The organism is Shewanella sp. Koi 1, from assembly GCF_052907445.1.
This window is the reverse complement of record NZ_JBREJM010000001.1, coordinates 2,123,909-2,143,060: the sequence shown is the minus strand read 5'-3', so window position 1 is coordinate 2,143,060 and position 19,152 is coordinate 2,123,909. Positions and strand designations below refer to the sequence as shown.

Annotated in this window: 12 protein-coding genes; 7 read left to right on the top strand and 5 right to left on the bottom strand. The window is 47.6% G+C overall.

Going from position 1 to position 19,152, the window contains the following annotated elements:
• Positions 1–112 precede the first annotated feature (112 nt).
• Entirely contained in the window at positions 113–1,516 is a 1,404-nt protein-coding gene (gene pabB, locus ACUZ8J_RS09475) for an aminodeoxychorismate synthase component I (RefSeq protein ID WP_446693677.1), read from the top strand.
• Positions 1,517–1,541: 25 nt separating this feature from the next.
• Positions 1,542–2,129, top strand: coding sequence for a CoA pyrophosphatase (locus ACUZ8J_RS09470; protein ID WP_089067674.1), 588 nt, complete (start codon positions 1,542–1,544; stop codon positions 2,127–2,129).
• Positions 2,130–2,153: 24 nt separating this feature from the next.
• On the opposite strand, the gene ACUZ8J_RS09465 is transcribed toward ACUZ8J_RS09470, so the two are convergent.
• Positions 2,154–2,489, bottom strand: coding sequence for a hypothetical protein (locus tag ACUZ8J_RS09465; RefSeq protein WP_011622890.1), 336 nt, complete (start codon positions 2,487–2,489; stop codon positions 2,154–2,156).
• A 151-nt stretch (positions 2,490–2,640) separates the two neighbouring features.
• Between ACUZ8J_RS09465 and asnS the strand changes: the two genes are divergently transcribed.
• Entirely contained in the window at positions 2,641–4,041 is a 1,401-nt protein-coding gene (asnS, locus tag ACUZ8J_RS09460) for an asparagine--tRNA ligase (RefSeq protein ID WP_240293340.1), read from the top strand.
• A 264-nt stretch (positions 4,042–4,305) separates the two neighbouring features.
• On the top strand, positions 4,306–5,316 hold the full coding sequence (locus ACUZ8J_RS09455; RefSeq protein ID WP_011622892.1) for a D-alanine--D-alanine ligase: 1,011 nt from the start codon (positions 4,306–4,308) through the stop codon (positions 5,314–5,316).
• Positions 5,317–5,368: 52 nt separating this feature from the next.
• Here the strand turns inward: ACUZ8J_RS09455 and ACUZ8J_RS09450 are convergent, their stop codons facing one another.
• From ACUZ8J_RS09450 to ACUZ8J_RS09435, 4 genes are all read right to left on the bottom strand, one after another.
• On the bottom strand, positions 5,369–7,627 hold the full coding sequence (locus ACUZ8J_RS09450; RefSeq protein WP_446693676.1) for a bifunctional diguanylate cyclase/phosphodiesterase: 2,259 nt from the start codon (positions 7,625–7,627) through the stop codon (positions 5,369–5,371).
• Positions 7,628–7,779: 152 nt separating this feature from the next.
• Positions 7,780–8,994: an RsmB/NOP family class I SAM-dependent RNA methyltransferase gene (locus ACUZ8J_RS09445; protein ID WP_374919492.1), complete on the bottom strand. Its 1,215-nt coding sequence runs from the start codon at positions 8,992–8,994 to the stop codon at positions 7,780–7,782.
• Positions 8,995–9,146: 152 nt separating this feature from the next.
• Positions 9,147–10,418 (bottom strand): sugar MFS transporter, encoded by a 1,272-nt coding sequence (locus tag ACUZ8J_RS09440; protein WP_446693675.1) that lies wholly within the window; start codon positions 10,416–10,418, stop codon positions 9,147–9,149.
• Positions 10,419–10,544: 126 nt separating this feature from the next.
• Positions 10,545–12,167, bottom strand: a complete 1,623-nt coding sequence (locus ACUZ8J_RS09435) for an alpha-glucosidase (RefSeq protein ID WP_446693674.1) — start codon at positions 12,165–12,167, stop codon at positions 10,545–10,547.
• Positions 12,168–12,664: 497 nt separating this feature from the next.
• Between ACUZ8J_RS09435 and ACUZ8J_RS09430 the strand changes: the two genes are divergently transcribed.
• The 3 genes from ACUZ8J_RS09430 to ACUZ8J_RS09420 all read left to right on the top strand — a co-directional run bounded on the left by ACUZ8J_RS09430 (position 12,665) and on the right by ACUZ8J_RS09420 (position 19,102).
• Entirely contained in the window at positions 12,665–15,394 is a 2,730-nt protein-coding gene (locus ACUZ8J_RS09430; RefSeq protein ID WP_446693673.1) for a TonB-dependent receptor, read from the top strand.
• A gap of 116 nt (positions 15,395–15,510) precedes the next feature.
• The gene (locus ACUZ8J_RS09425) at positions 15,511–17,001 is read left to right on the top strand and encodes a tryptophan halogenase family protein (RefSeq protein WP_446693672.1); all 1,491 of its coding nucleotides are present in this window, start codon (positions 15,511–15,513) and stop codon (positions 16,999–17,001) included.
• Positions 17,002–17,071: 70 nt separating this feature from the next.
• The gene (locus tag ACUZ8J_RS09420; protein ID WP_446693671.1) at positions 17,072–19,102 is read left to right on the top strand and encodes a glycoside hydrolase family 13 protein; all 2,031 of its coding nucleotides are present in this window, start codon (positions 17,072–17,074) and stop codon (positions 19,100–19,102) included.
• The last annotated feature ends 50 nt before the right edge of the window (positions 19,103–19,152 follow it).

Genomic DNA, 19,152 nt, shown 5'->3' with positions numbered 1-19,152 from the left:
GCTCCAGCAGCCTTTAGGGCCTTACTTGTTTTTTGTGTAATTCTTTCTGGGCCAATATGATACTCTTTCCCATCTTTTTGGGCTACATCACATTTTTAGATAGGGTTAATTGATGGCAAATAGGGCGGCATTACCGCTGGCAGTACGCCAACTTGACTGGACTTTCAGCACAGCAGCAATCTTCGAACACTTTGCGGCAGAACCTTGGGCGATACTGCTCGATTCAGCCAATGCGCCCCATCAGGACGCTAAATTCGATATGATTTGCGCAGATCCCATTGCCACCCTCATCACCCAAGGCGAGCTGACTGACATTCAAGTTCATCAGCCTGAATTAACCAAACCGACTCACCTCAGCCCGCAGGATGACCCTTTTACCCTGGTCAAACAGCTGCTGCGCCATTGGTATCCACACTCTTTTGCCTGCGATTTGCCCTTTAGTGGCGGCGCCATGGGCAGCTTGAGTTATGACTTAGGCCGCCGAATTGAACAGCTCCCCTGCACTGCGGCGCAGGATATTCACCTCGGCGAGATGAATATTGGCTTTTACGACTGGGCATTGATTTTCGATTATCAGCAGCAAAGCTGGTTTATGGTGCACTATTTAGGGGATGCCGCCCTCGATACTCAATTGAAAATAATTGAATCTAAAATAGCCAATACCACAAAACAGGCCGAATTTCGTCTCACAAGCCCTTGGTCGGCGCAGCTGACCAAAGCCCAGTACACTGCAAAATTTAATCAAGTACAGGCGTATCTGCATAGCGGCGATTGCTATCAAATTAATTTAACCCAGCGCTTTAGTGCAGAGTATCAAGGTGATGAATGGCGTGCTTACTGCAAATTACGAAGTGCCAATCAGGCGCCCTTCTCCGCCTTTATGCGGCTTGATGCCAACGCGATTTTATCGATTTCGCCCGAGCGTTTTATTCAGCTGCGCGGTGACGACATTCAAACCAAACCGATTAAAGGCACGCTGCCGCGCCATAGCGACCCGATGCTAGATAAGCAAGCAGCGCAAGCCCTTGCCCATTCGCCCAAGGATCGCGCCGAAAACGTGATGATTGTGGATTTACTGCGCAATGACATAGGTAAAGTCGCGGCGCCCGGCACTGTGCAAGTGCCACATCTATTTGCCGTCGAAAGCTTTCCTGCGGTGCACCATTTAGTCAGTACCATCACCGCCAAACTCGACCCACAATACCACGCCTGTGACTTGCTGCGGGCGGCCTTTCCTGGCGGCTCGATTACCGGAGCGCCTAAAATCCGCGCCATGGAAATTATTGAAGAGCTGGAACCCTCACGCCGCAGTCTGTATTGTGGCTCCATGGGGTATATCAGCCAAGATGGGCAAATGGATACCAGTATCACCATCCGCACTATTGTGGCAGAGCAAGGTAAACTCTATTGCTGGGCGGGCGGCGGTATTGTCGCGGACTCCAATGTCGATGCCGAGTACCAAGAAAGCTTCGATAAGATAAGCCGCATCTTACCCTTACTCGATAGCCCTCAATAAGCGTCAGGAAACGAATAGGAAGCCTATGGATCAAGCGGAATTTAGACTCAGATTTAATCTGCATCCTTTAGCCACGCAAGATCCGGCGGCTATCCCTCACCTAGGGTTGCGTAAAGCTGCGGTACTTATTCCCTTGCAGGAAATCCAGGGCGAGCTCAATCTGATTTTAACCCAAAGGCCGATGCACCTTAGGGCGCACCCTGGGCAAATTAGCTTTCCTGGCGGCAAGATTGAACCCAGTGACAGCAGTGCCATTACGGCTGCGCTGCGGGAAGCGGAAGAAGAAATTGGTCTTTGCCGGGAAAATGTTGAAGTGATAGGCACTTTCCCCGCCCATAACACCTTTACCGGTTTTGAAATCACCCCAGTGGTGGGCATGATTAAGCAGGATTTTGCCTTAAGGCTCGATCCCGGTGAAGTCGCCGATTGCTTTACCGTGCCCTTAAGCTTTTTTATCGAACCGCAAAATCGCCACCGCAAACAGTTTTTACGCCAAGGGCGTTATTACAGCGTGCATTTTATTCCGTATCAGCAACGTTTTATCTGGGGCGCGACGGCGGCGATTATCGATCACCTCTGTCGGCATTTGAGTCTTCCCGAGGAGATGCTGTAAACCCGCATTGCTCATTTGGATAATTCAAATCACAAAATGCACATATAAGCCCGCCACTAACGAGGTTAGCAGCAGCAAGGGAATATTAAACCAATAACCCAGTTTGCTGTGGTGGGCGACATAGTAATTAAACGCCAGACTTATCAGGCTTATCGCACCGCAACCCCAAATGATGTATTGCAGTAATTCGGTTTCGCTTGGGTCCCAATAATGTCTGAAGGTTTCACCGCGACTCAAGTAGGATCCGACCTCTCGTTCGGGGCGAGCCTCGCCAAACACCATCAGCGCGTACACCGCCAAGGTCCAACCCAGAATGGATAATGTGGCGAGGATCATCTGAAATATTTTGACTTTCCGCATACCGCCTCCCAAGTTTTAAGGCACCCTATCACTCAATATTAGTAATATTAACCTCAGGATACCTTTTTCAGCTTGAGAAAAGCCACCAGCAAGGTAATATAAACCTCCAAAAATTTTCATATAAAACGTTTCGTTGGAGAACTAAGCAACAATGAGCATTGCATCGGTCGCTTCTGTATTTAAAGGTGAGCACGCAGTTGGTTCGACAGTCACAGTCCGTGGCTGGGTCAGAACCCGTCGTGACTCGAAAGCTGGCATCTCTTTTTTAGCTGTCTATGACGGCTCCTGCTTTAATCCTATCCAAGGTGTTGTGCCAAATAGCTTAGAAAATTACGACAACGAAGTGTTAAAGCTGACAGCTGGCTGCTCTGTGATCGTAACCGGTGAGATTGTGGAATCTCCTGGCGCTGGCCAAGCCTACGAGCTGCAAGTCACTCAAGTTGAAGTGACGGGTTGGGTTGAAGATCCAGACACTTACCCAATGGCGGCTAAGCGTCACTCTATTGAGCATTTACGCGAACTGGCCCACTTACGCCCACGTACCAACATCATTGGTGCCGTTGCCCGCGTACGTAACTGTTTGTCTCAAGCGATTCACCGTTTCTACCACGAAAATGGTTTCGTGTGGGTGTCTACACCGCTGATCACCGCATCAGACTGTGAAGGCGCGGGTGAAATGTTCCGAGTCTCCACACTGGATATGGAAAACCTGCCACGCACCAGCGATGGCAAAGTAGACTATGACAAAGACTTCTTCGGTAAAGAGGCATTCTTAACCGTATCGGGCCAGTTGAACGGCGAAACCTACGCCTGTGCCCTGTCAAAAATCTATACCTTTGGCCCGACGTTCCGTGCTGAAAACTCAAACACCAGCCGCCACTTAGCGGAATTCTGGATGGTTGAGCCTGAAGTGGCCTTCGCGACCTTAAGCGATATCGCAAGCCTTGCCGAAGGCATGCTGAAATACGCCTTTAACGCCGTATTAGCTGAGCGTATGGACGATTTACAATTCTTCGCCCAGCACGTGGATAAAACCGTGATTGAGCGTCTGCAATCTTTCGTATCGAGTGATTTCGCCCAAGTGGATTACACCGATGCGGTTGAGATCCTGCAAAAATGTGGTCGTGAGTTCGAATTCCCTGTGTCTTGGGGTATCGACTTATCCTCTGAGCACGAGCGTTATCTGGCCGAAGAGCACTTCAAAGCCCCTGTGGTTGTGAAGAACTATCCAAAAGATATCAAAGCCTTCTACATGCGCCTCAACGAAGACGGTAAAACCGTTGCCGCGATGGACGTATTAGCCCCAGGCATAGGTGAAATCATCGGTGGTTCGCAACGTGAAGAGCGTTTAGACGTACTGGATATGCGTTTAGAAGAAATGGATCTGAACAAAGAAGATTACTGGTGGTACCGCGATCTGCGCCGTTACGGTACAGTGCCACACGCAGGTTTCGGTCTGGGCTTCGAGCGTTTAGTGTCTTACGTGACGGGCGTATCGAACATCCGTGACGTGATCCCATTCCCACGCGCGCCACGCACTGCGAACTTCTAATTTGTCCGTTAAAAGACAGATCCTTTAAAACGCGCCTCGGCGCGTTTTTTATTGCCCAATAAAAAATGCGTTAAAATTCATCACTCGGTCAAACTCCTTTGCCTGAGTCCTTGCACTTTAGGGGGCAAGAAATCTAAGATGGCTGCGGCTAACTTATGTGCGAGTCGCGAATAACAGCCCTGTGGCAGGAAGCCACCAAGTTGTCGTTAGTAAGCGAGTTGCAAAAGGCAACTCAACAGCATTTTGCTCAATCGAGGAATCACAATGTCAAAAATCAATTTACTTTTGCTGTGCGGCGGTGGAAGTGCGGAACACGATATTTCCCTACTGTCGGCTAATTATTTTGAAACCTCATTAGCAAAATCCGAGCAGTTTAATGTACTGCGCGTAGTACTGGACAAGTTTGGCCAATACCAAACCGCCGCTGGCGATGACTGTGAGCTGACCAATAACCGCGAAATCCGCTTCCGTGATGAGACCAAGGCGCCTTGGCCTGTGGATTATGTGATCCCTTGTATTCACGGCTATCCGGGCGAGACAGGCGACATTCAGTCGTACTTTAACCTTATCCAACTGCCCTACTTTGGTTGCGAATCCGAAGCCAGCAGCAACTGTTTTAACAAGATCACCGCTAAGATGTGGTTCAGTGCCTTAGGCATTCCTAACACACCTTATATCTTCTTAAATCAATACGATGATGAAGCGATTGCCCAAACCCAAGCCGCGCTCGAAAACTGGGGTTCGATTTTCGTCAAAGCCGCATCTCAAGGTTCTTCTGTGGGTTGCTATAAAGTCGATGACAGCAGCAAAGTCGCAGGCGTGTTAAAAGATGCCTTTGGTTATGCACCCTATGTGATTGTCGAAAAAACCATTAAAGCCCGTGAGCTTGAAGTCGCCGTTTATGAGTATCAAGGCGAAGTGGTTGCGACTCTGCCGGGCGAAATCATCTGCGATAGCAATACCTTCTACACCTTCGATGAAAAATACGCCAAGAGCAGTAAGGCCCGCACCGATGTGGTCGCGCAAAACGTACCAACTGACATCAGCGAGCAGATCCGCGCCTATGCGATTAAAGCCTTTAAGGGCATGAAGCTGCGCCATCTGTCACGTATCGACTTTTTCTTAACCCAAGATAATGAAATCCTGCTCAACGAAATCAATACCTTCCCGGGTTCGACGCCGATTTCGATGTTCCCTAAGATGTTACAAAACCATGGGCATGATTTTACCGAATACTTAAGTTTGGTGATTAACGGCCAGTTAGCGGCTAAGTGATAAACAAAGAGCGCCTATGGCGCTCTTCTTTTTTGAGGTTAGTTTGAACTCATCATGAATGGTGATGGGCCGCAGCTTGCTCGGCAAGTAACTCAAAAAATGCCGCCTTGGGCATGGGCTTATAAAAGATATAGCCTTGAATTTCTTGAATATGGTTTTCCATCATCACCTTAAGCTGCGCCTCGGTTTCGACCCCTTCTGCCGTCACACTCAAATTCAGCGCATGACTTAAACGCACAATCGCCTCAATCAATGCGAGGTGGCGCTCCCCTTCATCCAACCTATCGATAAAACTCTTATCGATTTTGATTTGATCGATCGGGAAATTCGCCAAATAGGATAAAGAGGAATAGCCAGTACCAAAATCATCGAGGGAGATTTTAATGCCTCGGCCGCGTAACTCGTTCAGCACTTGGATTAAATGCACATGCTGTTTCATCAGCAACGATTCGGTGATTTCTAAGGTGATAAGCTCGTAGGGAAACTCAATTAACCCCAGCTCTTCGATAATATCGGCGAAGGAGTCGCAAAACGCATCCTGCAACTCGTGGGACCAAAACTCGAAGGTCGATACGTTCACCGCTAAATTGATTGGCCAGCCCAATGCTTGCATGTCGATGATGGTTTGCATCACGGATTTGCGTACATAGCGACCAATATTAACGATTAAACCGCTGTTCTCGGCGATAGGAATAAACTCATCGGGGGAAATAAACTGCCCCTCGTGCTGCCATCGCAGTAGTACTTCGGCGCGCAAAACCAGCCCAGTTGTCGCATCCACAATCGGCTGAAAATACAGCTCGAAGGCTTCTTGCTCTAAGGCTTGTTTCAGCAGTGTATGTAAATTCGCAATGCGCTCGGCATTCTGCTGCATTTGCTCGGTGAAAAAATGATAGCGGTTACGGCCATTCGCCTTGGAGATATACATGGCCTGATCGGCGCAGTTCAACAGCTGCTCCAAATCCAGCGCATCCTCGGGAAAGCGCGCAATCCCAATACTCACAGAGCTATACACCCCTTTATCTTGGGACAGCTCATAACGGCGATAAACCTGCTGATTAATTTTCTCCGCCAGTTGTGATAATTCTCTTTGTGTCACAAGGCCCGGCAGCAGCAGCGCAAACTCATCGCCCCCAAGGCGTGAGAATACCGCTTGATCATTCAAACAGGTCTTAATCTGCTCCACGACCTGCACCAGCAGCGCATCCCCTTTGTCGTGGCCGTAGGTATCGTTCACTTGTTTAAAGTTGTCCAAATCCATCAGCATAAAGCTGAAACCCGGGGTTAAGCTGTCGGCGGAGATCAGCTCTTGGATTTGTCTAAACAAGGCATTACGGTTTGCCAGCCCAGTGAGGGAATCATTGTTGGCTTGATACTTAATTAACTGCGCTGCCTTTTTACGCTCACTGATATCAGAAAATAACCAAGCAAAACCATTCTCGTTGCTATGGGGCTCACGAAACACGGTCACGGTTAAATCGAGGTAAAAGGTTTCACCGTTATTGCGCAGGCCAATCAACTCACCCTGCCACATTTTGCCCTCGGACAGATGTTGAAACAGCGAATCGATTTCGTGGGGCTCAGAGGGAGAGAAAAAGTGTTCGGGGCAAAAATCATGAATATCAGTGGTTTCAGGATAAACCATCTGGGTGAATGCATCGTTAGCATAGAGCACGGAATGGCTGGCATTGGTGATGACTAACGACAGAGGTAGGCGATCAAATATTTTCACCGCAAGGCGCTGAAACTCGAGTGACCGACTGCGCTCTACCGCTAAACTCGCCAGTCTCGCCGCCTCGGCTATCAAGGTTAAATCCGCGGCAGTCGGCGATTTAACCTCCTCATAATACATGGCAAAACTACCTAGGACCTTGCCTTGAGTATCTTTGATGGGTTCAGACCAACAAGCCCTAAGCCCGTGGGCTAATGCAAACTCTTTATACAGTGCCCAATAGGGATGATGTTCAATGTCATCGACAATCACCCGTTGACCAGTAAACGCCGCGGTACCACAGGAGCCAACCCCAGGACCAATTTCGACCCCATGAATGGCTTGGTTATAACTATCGGGTAAATGTGGCGCAGCCCCCGTGAGCAGCTTTTTGCCGTCTTCGCTCAGTAGCAATACGGAGGCATGCGTGCCTAAACGCTGATCTTCAATTTTTAACACTAAAGCATGGAGGATTTCTGCTAATGGAGCACCATTGAGCAGCATAGACAAGATGCCGTTATAGCATTCTAAGCTAACGCTTTGATTAAACTGAGCATTAATCTCGCCGATACTGCCCGTAACCGCAATTCCTTCGTCCATACATCCCTTAGTCATTTAGCGCTTAAGTTAACGACCTTACTAAGATGAACAATCTTTGTAAATCAGGGGTGAATTTTAGGTATTTAGTCGCACTAAAGCAACTTTTCAATGATGGATGAAAACGTGCTTTAGTGGCGAGATAAAATGCGGGTTTATTCTTGAATTCGCTCAAGTTTTGCTAAATAAAAGCCATCGAAACCCGTTTCGGCGGGACTGATGGTTTCATCTTCGAGTAAACGGAAATTGGGGTTTTCCGCTAAGAAAGCATCCACTTGGCCACGGTTTTCACAGGGAAAAATTGAGCAGGTCGCGTATACCACAATGCCACCAACCTTCACCATGCGGCTATAGCTGCTTAAGATATGCTTTTGCAGTTCCATCAGTACTGGCAAACGCTCGGCGGTATCACGCCATTTGGCATCGGGATTGCGCTTTAATACCCCAAGGCCAGAGCAAGGTACATCGAGCAGCACACGATCGGCACTGAGTTTTAAGCGTTTGATGGTTTTTGAGCCGACAATTAATCGGGTTTCGATATTGTGGGCACCATTACGGCGGGCGCGTTCCTTGAGGTTGTCGAGTTTCCATTGCTCCACATCCATCGCCAATAAACGGCCTTTGCCCTGCATCTGAGCGGCGATATGTAGGGTCTTGCCCCCCGCTCCCGCGCAGGCATCGATCACTCGCATTCCCGGTTTGGCATCAAGCGCGGCGGCCACACGTTGTGAGCCCGCATCTTGCTGCTCAAATAGACCGTCTTTAAAGCAGTTCGTGCGAAACAGCGCAGAATCAGAGGTCACTTCAAGGGCAGAATCAACGCCCTCCACCGCTTGGGTAGTGACAAACTCGGCCGCCAGTTTTTGCGCTAGCTCATCACGACTCACTTTAAGACCATTGACCCGCAGGAAACGTTTTGGCGGAGTGCTTAAGGCGGCGCGCTCCTTCTCCCAAGATGCACCAAGTTGGGCTTGACCCATAGCATCTAGCCATTCTGGGCAACCGTCCCAAAGTACGGGTTGGCGCTGCGCCTGCTCGATACGCTCGGCTAAACGCTCGGCATCGACAGGCAAGGAATACTGCATTTTAGGCAGTTCTAGCTTGTGGAATAAATGCCACACATTAAGCAGCTTGGAGCCTAAACGCTCCATTTCTTCTGGCTTAATTTCGGCTAAGAAACAATACAGATTTAACCGGCGCAAAATATCGCCCGTCACAGTGGCAATACGCGCCTGTTCGGCGGGTACTAACTTTAACCCCGAAAAATGCTGAGAATAGGCCCGGTCTAAGGGTTTTCCTTCGCTCAGTACCATAGCTAAGATACTGATCACTAATTCATTCGAGCTGGCAGAAAGCGGAGAATTCAACATTTACAGGTCACCGTGAGTAATAAAACCGGGGGATCATAGGAGGTCAGGCACTAATACGCAAGTAAACTGATGCCCAGTTGCCTTTTAGAGGCAAAAAAGTCCAATAAAAAAGCGATCCATGGGGATCGCTTTTATCGAATCGGTCAAAGCCGTTACATCTTAGAGCCTTTCGCTCCATAGAACAGGATAAAACCGTAGCACACTACTGGCAGAATAAAGGCCAATTGAATGCCTAAGTTATCGGCTAACACGCCTTGTAATAATGGCACAATCGCACCACCCACAATGGCTAAACAGAGAATACCGCTACCCTGCGACGTGTGCGGACCTAGGTCACGCAGCGCTAAGCTGAAAATTGTGGGGAACATAATCGAGTTAAATAATCCCACGCCCAAAATCGCCCACATCGCCAGCGTGCCGCTGCTAGTGATCGCCACCAGCACCAACAATGCCGCCATCAAGGCATTGAAAGCCAGCACTGTGCCAGCAGGAATTTTTTGCATTACCGCCGAGCCGATAAAGCGTCCGACCATAGCGCCGCCCCAGTAATAGGCGATGTAATGGGCCGCTTGCTCTTCTGGCATGCCGACGATGTGTGATTCGCCAAGGAAGTTAACTAAGAAGCTACCAATCGACACTTCTGCGCCCACATAAACAAAAATCCCCACCGCACCTAACACTAAATGGGTGCTTTGCAGCGCACTGGTCTTGCCTAAATGGGTTTGTACTTCGCCCGCAGCGGCTTCGCTGTGTTCACGGATCACTGGCAAATCTAACTTAGCGAAAATCACCGCCAGTACTGCAAGCGCAGTCGCTAACAGTAAATAAGGCAACTTAACCACTTCCGCCTCGGCATTGGCTTGCGCTAATTCAGAGGATGCCGTGGCTGCAACGGACAAAATCAAAATCGAGCCAAAAAATGGCGCAACTGTAGTCCCTAGCGCGTTAAAGGCTTGCGTCAGGTTTAAGCGGCTCGATGCCGTCTGGCTGCTACCTAGCGCGTTAACATAGGGGTTAGCCGCCACTTGTAAAATCGTGATCCCTGCGGCCAAGACAAACAGCGCACCGAGGAACAATCCGTAGGTCGCAAAGGACGCGGCGGGATAGAACAAACCACAGCCGATACTCGCAATCACTAACCCTGTGACTATGCCTTTTTGATAACCGAGTCGTTTCACTAACTGCCCCGCCGGGATCGACACCAGAAAATAAGCGCCAAAGAAACAGAACTGGATCAACATCGCTTGGGTGTAATTGAGTGAAAACACCGCCTTAAGATGGGGGATCAGAATATCGTTCAGACAAGTAATAAAGCCCCACATAAAAAACAGTGAGGTCAATGAGACTAACGCAAAACGATAATTACCGTTTCTCGCCTCACTCACGCTGCTCGTGTGGCTGCTGGTGTTTATAGATGACGCCATAGTTGTGCTCTCTAATCATGTTTTTATTATCTAAAGGGAATGTCCCTTAGGCGTTTTCGTTCCACGACAGGCAGTCACAATGAATTTGTGCTGCCCATCCGAAGTGATGTTATGCGCGGTTGAAAACTAGTTCAACAGCGCATAAAAGCAGGCGTAGGCCGAAAATGTCAATGTGTCGGCGACCCTTTGCGCAGTTTTCAACCCGTGACCGGTAATTTCTTGCTGTAGGTTGAGCTCCTTCAGTGACCATTCAATTTCCTGATCTAACAGATTGAAGCACACCAGTAACTTTTGCTCACCGAGCGTGCGCACAAATACCAATAAGGGTTCTGGCGCGTCGAGGAACTCAATCTCCCCTTCGATTAAAATAGGATAGCCTTTGCGCCACGCGAGGAACTGACGATAGCCCTGCAGCATTGAAGCGGGATCGGCCTCCTGCACATCGACCGCTAGTGCTCTGTGTGCATCCGCCACAGGCAACCAAGGTGTCACTTGGCTAAAGCCGCTAAAATCGGCGTGCTGTTCCCACGGCATCGGAGTACGGCAACCATCACGGCCCTTAAACATTGGCCAGAAAGTTTTACCGAAGGGATCCTGCAATTCATGGTATTCAATTGGCGCCTCGGTTAAGCCAAGCTCTTCTCCTTGGTAACTACAAACACTGCCGCGAAGTGAGCTGAGCATGGCATTAAGCATTTTCACCATGTCGTGGGTTTGCTTGCCCCGTCCCCAACGGCTGGCGACGCGCTGCACATCGTGGTTACCAATCGCCCAACAAGGCCAACCATCACCAATACTCGCTTCCAGTGCTTCGACGGTTTGGCGAATATAAGCGGCGCTATAGTCATCGGTCAGCAGCTCAAAACTGTAGGCCATATGTAAGCGGTCTTCACCCTTGGTATAGGCAGCCATCACCGCGAGAGAATCCTCAGCAGAGACTTCGCCTAAGGTCACAGCGCCCGGATAGCGATTGATCAACTGGCGCAATTCTTCAATAAATAGAATTGTTTGCGGACGATCATTATTGTAGTAATGGTACTGATAGGCATAGGGATTATCTTCACTGAATCCGCGACCTTGGCGTTTATCCTTAGGTTTTGCCGGATTATCCCGCAGCTGCTCATCGTGATAACAGAAGGTAATGGCATCTAAGCGGAAACCATCGACGCCCTTCTTCAACCAAAACTCCACATTATCTAACACGGCTTGACGCACTTCAGGATTATGGAAGTTTATATCGGGCTGACTGCGTAAAAAGTTGTGCAGATAATATTGTTGTCTGCGCGGTTCCCACTCCCAGGCGCAACCACCGAAAATCGCTAACCAGTTGTTTGGCGCCGTTCCATCTTCCTTAGGATCGGCCCACACATACCAATCGGCCTTAGGATTGGTGCGGCTCTCGCGGCTCTCACAAAACCAAGCATGCTGATCTGAGGTATGGCTTAGCACTTGGTCGATAATGACCTTAATGCCGCGTTGATGGGCTTTTTCAATCAGCTCATCGAAATCCTGCATCGAACCAAATAAGGGATCGACCTCACGATAGTCACTGATATCGTAACCAAAATCGTCCATGGGCGATTTAAAGAACGGCGAAATCCAAATGGCATCCACATTCAGGCTGGCAATATAGTCCAACTTGGTGATAATACCGCGCAGATCGCCAACGCCATCACCATTAGTATCCAAAAGGCTACGTGGATAGATTTGATAGATCACGGCTCCACGCCACCAAGTTAACTCACTCATATTGCCCCTTTATCCTTATTCTTCAGCGCGCTAACCCAAAAACTCTCACATGAGCAGTTACAATCATGTTACTGCGGAGTAAAGGCGCTACGGCTTGTATTAGTGACAACGAGCATACGTGAACAGGGAAATAAGGTTCAATACGCCTGCATACGTATGCAAAACGGACTATCATTAGACTTGTCTGACAAAGATAAAATTAACCCTTTACTAACATAAGGTTGCGTTGAAATAGCCAGAGATAAAATCGGAGTTTTTTTGGCCGAAATGCCGGTTTTGGCAGGCCAATGACCTATTGAATACGTATGCACAATATTGTGACCCCAAGATTAGCGGGAGTAGTATCTTCACCGTTGCATAACAATTTGGTCATAAACGCAGCACTTATGCAGTCAATTAAGCGCCGAAATACCAAAAAAGGCCGCATAAACAATGCGGTAATAACGATAAAACGCTCTACATAAGCGGTAAAAAGCGACTTCAAGGGGAAGATAGAAATGATGCGATTTAAACCCAGCTTGCTGACCTTAGCACTCGTTGCTGCAGGCGCCAGTATGCACACCTACGCAGCAGATGATACTACTGCACAATCGACAGCAACCAAAGACGAAAATATAGAAGTCATTCAGGTGACTGGTATTCGCCGTAGCTTGCAAGAATCCCAATCTTTAAAAATGTCATCTTCTTCTATCGTTGAAGCGATTTCTGCTGAAGATATTGGTAAGTTACCTGATGTGAGTATTGCCGAATCGCTTGCCCGTCTGCCAGGCGTCTCAGCCCAACGTTTAGATGGTCGTGCAAACGTGATTTCGATTCGCGGAATGGGACCCGATTTTACCACAGCAACACTCAATGGTCGTGAACAAGCCTCAGTTAACGATAACCGCAGTGTTGAGTTTGACCAATATCCATCCGAATTACTTAACCGTGTCGTCGTGTACAAAACACCAGATGCATCGGTAATGGCACAAGCTATTGGCGGTACCGTTGATATGCAAACCATTAGCCCTCTTTCACATGGTGAACAAACGATTGCAGTAGCAGTGCGCGGTGAAATGAACGACCTGGGCGCACTCAACAGTGGCTCCGACGACAAAGGTTACCGCGGAAGTATTTCTTATATTGACCAATTTGCCGATGATACCTTAGGTGTCGCCATTGGTTATGCCCGCATGATGTCTCCCAACCAAGAAGAACGTTGGCAAGCCTGGGGTTATCCAGATAATGCTAATGGTGACAGTGTATTAGGTGGTGCAAAACCCTTTGTTCGCTCGAGTGAATTAGAGCGTGATGGCCTACTGGCTGTGGTTGAGTATGCACCAAACGACCGATTCCATTCTACATTGGATGTCTATTACTCAAAATTTGTAGATGACCAACGTTTGCGTGGTATTGAAATCCCTGCTGCTTGGGGCACCAATGGCGGCGTTGTTGCCACTACGACTGTCGATGGTCTGGTGACTGAAGGTGTAATCAAAGGCGCTGAAGTGGTTGTACGTAACGATGTCAACAAACGTGACGCGGACTCTTTATCCCTCGGTTGGAACAACAAATTCAGCGTCAATGATAGTTGGAACCTTGAAGCTGACGTGTCACTCTCTAAGGCAAATCGTACCGACATCGGTATGGAGAGCTACTCAGGCACTGGTCGCGGTACAGGTGTTGGCGCTGTTGATGACTTAAGCTTTGCCTACAATGGTAAAGGCGGATATGTTTTTGATCATAATCTTGATTATGCAGATAAAAACCTAATCAAACTTGGTGACCCTCTCGGTTGGGGCAGCCCGCTTGGCGCCAATACTCAGGATGGTTTTATTAACAAGCCTGAAATTGAAGATGAACTCACCTCTTTGCGTCTCAGTGCCGAATACATTCTCGATGGTGGCGCAGTTCGCAGTATAGAATTTGGTGTAAACCGGACCGATCGTGATAAAACCAAAGTCGACAAAGGTTATTATTTAACGCTCAAAGGCTATGATGGTTCTGCCGATTACACCATGACAGTACCCGATAAGTATTTACTCGATCCGACCTCCCTCGCCTTCTTTGGCATGGGCAATGTGCTAAGTTATGACTCTTTAGCGTTCTACAACGATGGCAACTATATCGAAACAGACGTCGCCGGTGTGGATTTAAGCCGCGCGACTAATTCTTGGGCGGTACAGGAAAAAGTTACTACGGGTTACGTATTAGCAAATCTTGAATCTGAAGTCTTTGGTATTCCATTCACGGGTAACGCCGGCCTTCAGGCAGTTCATACTGATCAGTCGTCGGATGGGACTGTTTCCACTGTAGAAGCCGGCAAAGTAATTTTAACACCACGCACCGCGGGTGACTCCTACGTTGAATGGCTGCCAAGCTTGAACTTAAGTTTTGAAGTGGCCGATAGCCAAGTGGTGCGTTTTGCAGCTGCGCGTACACTAACCCGTTCACGTATGGATAAAATGAATGCCAACCTGAACTACAGTTATACAGCCAATCCAAGTAGTGGCAATCTTAACTGGAATGGTAACGCGGGTAACCCTGAACTTCGTCCCTGGTTAGCCCGTCAATATGATTTAGGTTATGAAAACTACTTCAGTGATCAAGGGTATTTCTCGGTCGCCGTATTCTATAAGGATCTTGAAAACTACGTTTACAATCAATTTACCGAATTTGATTTCAGCACCCTATTCCCACAAAAGCCAACAGACAACCCGATTGGTAATATCGACCAACCTCAAAATGGTGAAGGAGGTTATGTTCAAGGAATTGAGGCTGCCGTTTCAGTAGATTTTGGCATGTTCGCTGATGTGCTCGGTGGCTTTGGTACTGTACTGAGTGGTTCATACAATGACAGTGAAGTGAAAGAAACACCAACGAGCGAACCCACAACCCTGCCTGGCTTGTCTGAAAAAACCTTTAACGCCACAGTTTATTATGAAAACTCAGGCTTTGAAGCGCGTATCAGCTCACGTTACCGCAGTGACTTCCTCGGTGAAGTAACTAAGATCAGTCTGCAACGTGAAAACGTCAACATTAAAGCGGAAACAGTGGTCGATGCCCAAGTCAGCTATGACTTTAGCGAAAGTGGAATTGAATCATTGTATGGTCTGTCAGTTCTTTTCCAAGTCAACAACTTAACCAATGAACCCTTTACGTCTTACTTCGGTTCTGATCAACGTTTAGTGCGTGATTATCAAAACTATGGTCGTAACTTTATGTTAGGCGCTAACTACAAGTTCTAATCGTTTACGTACCAAGCCTCTGCAATCTAATGCAGAGGCTTTTCTCTTTATTGTTCAATTATCAGTAATTTCCCATTGAGTCATCAGCCTTAAACATCAACTAAAGGGCTTAGATCATGAGTCAAATCAAAGATATTGTCATTGTAGGTGGCGGCACTTCGGGTTGGATGACGGCCGCATTATTAGCAAAATTATTTAAACATACCCTTAGCATTACTCTCGTAGAGTCAGAAGATATTGGCACCATTGGTGTAGGTGAGGCCACTATTCCACCACTGCAATTATTCAACAGTGTTCTAGGGATCCCCGAAAACGAATTTATCAAAGCAACCCATGCCACCTTTAAACTCGGTATTCAATTTGAGCACTGGGGGAATCAGGGTGATAGCTATATGCATGCCTTTGGTAACTTTGGCAAAGACATAGGGTTTACTCAATTCCACCACTATTGGCTAAGTACAAAACCCCAAACTATCAGCGCATTTTGGGATTACTCGCTCAATTACCAGGCTGCAATAAACCATAAATTTCAAGCTATTGAACATATTCCCCACTCACCTTTAGCGGGGATCACTCATGCGTATCATTTTGATGCCGCTTGCTACGCTCAGTTACTGCGACAATATAGTGAAAAAGCGGGTGTAAAACGCGTTGAAGGTAAAGTTGAAACTGTCAACCGCAGTGAAAATGGCCATATCGCTAGCCTCAGTCTAATCTCTGGCGTAGAAGTCCAGGGCGACTTCTTTATCGATTGCTCAGGCTTTGCCGCCCTTTTGATTGGAAAAACACTTAATGTTGGCTATGAGAGTTACCAAGATTGGCTACTGTGTGACAGTGCTTTCGCGGTACCCAGTGAAAAAGTCGCTGAGATCCCCCCTTACACACGAGCCATAGCCCATGAGGCGGGATGGCAATGGCGGATCCCACTGCAACATAGAACGGGAAATGGCATTGTCTACTCTAGTCGCTACATGAGTGATGACGAAGCAAAAGCAAAGTTACTGTCGACGCTTGATGGCAAGCCACTCTGTGAACCCAAAAAAATATCATTTATTCCTGGGCGTAGGTTAAAGCAGTGGCAACATAATTGTGTAGCGATTGGTCTATCGAGTGGCTTTTTAGAGCCCCTTGAATCTACAAGTATTCATTTAGTGCAATCGGCCATCATTCGATTAACGAAACTCTTTCCCCACCAAGGTGTGGAGCAAGCCAATGTGGATGAGTTTAATCGCCAATCTCAACTCGAATTCGAACAAATCCGGGATTTTATTATCCTGCACTATCATCTCAATCAAAGATCAGTATCGAATCAAGACTCTCTTTGGCACGCCTGTCAACGGATGCAAGTCCCTGAAAGTTTGCAGCAAAAAATTACCTTATTTAATCAAACCGGCTCAATTTTCAGGCATAAAGAAGAACTCTTCACGGAAGTGGCTTGGGCTCAAGTCATGCTAGGTCAAGGGATTATTCCCCAGGATTTTAATCCATTAGCTCACACGATTGAACAACAAGACTTAGCTGAATTTTTTAGTAATATCAGAGTAATAATAAATAATAGCGTCAGTAAAATGCCAACTCATGAGCAATATCTCGCACAGTTGGTTTAATGCCATACGGTTAACATTTACTTGAAGGGTACTACGCATTCTCAACTTGTTAGGGAAGTAAGGAACACTTATGATCTTAAAACGACAACATCTTTTACTTAGCATTAGTCTGCTATTTAGCTGGAATACACAAGCAGATACTATTGGTTCTGCAGCTTTATTATCAGCAAACCTTATTCCTACAGAAGAGAGCTCAACGGCACCTTTAACAATCGAACCACTTTCTTGGTGGGCGGGCATGCATAATCCTAAGTTGCAACTGATGCTCCACAGCAATGCACTGCCCGCGGATGCTACGCAACTTAAGGTTGAGATTACTGGCCAAGATGTGGTGTTTGAAGGAATAGAGCAGACGGATAATCCCCATTATTTGTTTATCAATTTAGACTTGCGCAAAGCCAAGCCGCAGACCTTTGATATCCGCATTCTCGCTGGCGATAAGCAGCTCTTCCAACTGCCCTACACTTTAGCTGCTCGAGCTGATGGCAGCCGCGAACGCCAAGGCTTTAGCAATAAAGATGTGATTTACCTTATCACCCCAGACCGATTCGCCAATGGCAACCCAAGCAATGATAATCAGGCCGATATGCTCGAGCATGCGGCGCCTGATAATTCCGATGGTCGCCATGGCGGCGATATCGAAGGTATACGCCAGCACTTAGATTACTTAGCCAAATTAGGTGTCACTCAGCTGTGGATCAACCCACTGCTTGAAAATAACCAAGCCCAATACTCCTATCATGGTTACGCCATTACCAATCTGTATCGGGTCGACCCGCGTTTTGGCAGCAATCAGGATTACCAAAAGTTAGTCACAGAGGCCAAACAGCATGGCCTTGGGGTGATTAAAGACGTAGTACTTAACCATATTGGCTCAAACCATTGGTGGTTAAAGGATTTACCGAGCAGTGACTGGCTCAATTACCCACTAAAGCCCAATACAACTGACGCCAAAACGGCTCCAGCCGCCAGTTCTACCAGCCCTAGTTCTACCAGCCCGAGCTTTACCAGTCATAGACGCACCACAGTGCAAGATCCCTACGCCGACACACAGGATAAAAGTGACTTTGTCGACGGTTGGTTTGTCGATTCGATGCCCGATCTCAATCAGAGCAACCCAAAACTTGCGACTTATCTAATTCAAAACAGCATTTGGTGGGTGGAATACGCAGGGCTTTCGGGCATTCGCGAAGACACCTATTCCTACGCCGATAAAACCTTTTTAGCCCAATGGTCAAAGGCCTTAATGGCCGAATACCCACATTTTAATATTGTCGGCGAAGAGTGGACCGCCAATCCCATTACCGTCTCCTATTGGCAAAAAGGCAAAATCAATGCCGATGGCTATACCTCAGATTTACCTAGCCTGATGGACTTTCCGCTCTATGAAAAGCTACTTGAAAGCCTAAATGAGCCAGAAGGCTGGGATACTGGTTTTATCAAGCTTTACGAGATGTTAGCGAATGATGTGGTGTATGCAAACCCAAGCCAGTTAGTCCTCTTTGAAGGCAACCACGACACAAATCGGATTTATAGCCTGCTAAAAGAAAACCTGCCGTTGTATCAAATGGCCCTCACCTATGTAATGACAGCCAAACGCATTCCACAGCTGTTTTACGGCACAGAAGTGTTGATGACCAGCCCGACCAAAGATCGCCACGACGGTGTCGTGCGTAGTGATTTTCCGGGGGGATTTGCTAATAGCAAAGTCAACGCTTTTAGCGGTAAAGGGCTAAACGAAAAACAGCAACAAGCCCAAGCATTTATTCGCACCCTGCTTAATTACCGTAAGCATTCAGCCGCGCTGCAAACGGGCGATTTACTGCACTTTGTGCCACAAAACGGCATTTATGTGCAATTTCGATGCGTCGCTAAACATGCCGCCGCGGACAATGCCTGCTACCAAACCGATGCGGATAAAGTGATGGTGATTTACAACAAGAATGACCAAGCACAAACGCTGGATTTAAGCCGCTTTAGTAAGGTATTGGCGGGCAATAGCTCGGCAAACTCAGTCTTCACAGGTGATAAGTTCAAGCTTAATCAATCAGTTACTCTGCCACATGCTGGCGTTATGCTGCTTGAACTCAATCATCAATAACCCATACTCAATCAAACAGCTAAACATACTTAGCTAACAGCGCGGCCAAA

Coding starts and splice junctions, on each gene's coding strand:
- ACUZ8J_RS09430 (WP_446693673.1), top strand. CDS start 12,665: ATGATGCGATTTAAACCCAGCTTGCTGACCTTAGCACTCGTTGCTGCA.
- ACUZ8J_RS09420 (WP_446693671.1), top strand. CDS start 17,072: ATGATCTTAAAACGACAACATCTTTTACTTAGCATTAGTCTGCTATTT.
- asnS (WP_240293340.1), top strand. CDS start 2,641: ATGAGCATTGCATCGGTCGCTTCTGTATTTAAAGGTGAGCACGCAGTT.
- ACUZ8J_RS09470 (WP_089067674.1), top strand. CDS start 1,542: ATGGATCAAGCGGAATTTAGACTCAGATTTAATCTGCATCCTTTAGCC.
- ACUZ8J_RS09455 (WP_011622892.1), top strand. CDS start 4,306: ATGTCAAAAATCAATTTACTTTTGCTGTGCGGCGGTGGAAGTGCGGAA.
- ACUZ8J_RS09440 (WP_446693675.1), bottom strand. CDS start 10,418: ATGGCGTCATCTATAAACACCAGCAGCCACACGAGCAGCGTGAGTGAG.
- ACUZ8J_RS09445 (WP_374919492.1), bottom strand. CDS start 8,994: ATGTTGAATTCTCCGCTTTCTGCCAGCTCGAATGAATTAGTGATCAGT.
- pabB (WP_446693677.1), top strand. CDS start 113: ATGGCAAATAGGGCGGCATTACCGCTGGCAGTACGCCAACTTGACTGG.
- ACUZ8J_RS09465 (WP_011622890.1), bottom strand. CDS start 2,489: ATGCGGAAAGTCAAAATATTTCAGATGATCCTCGCCACATTATCCATT.
- ACUZ8J_RS09450 (WP_446693676.1), bottom strand. CDS start 7,627: ATGGACGAAGGAATTGCGGTTACGGGCAGTATCGGCGAGATTAATGCT.
- ACUZ8J_RS09435 (WP_446693674.1), bottom strand. CDS start 12,167: ATGAGTGAGTTAACTTGGTGGCGTGGAGCCGTGATCTATCAAATCTAT.
- ACUZ8J_RS09425 (WP_446693672.1), top strand. CDS start 15,511: ATGAGTCAAATCAAAGATATTGTCATTGTAGGTGGCGGCACTTCGGGT.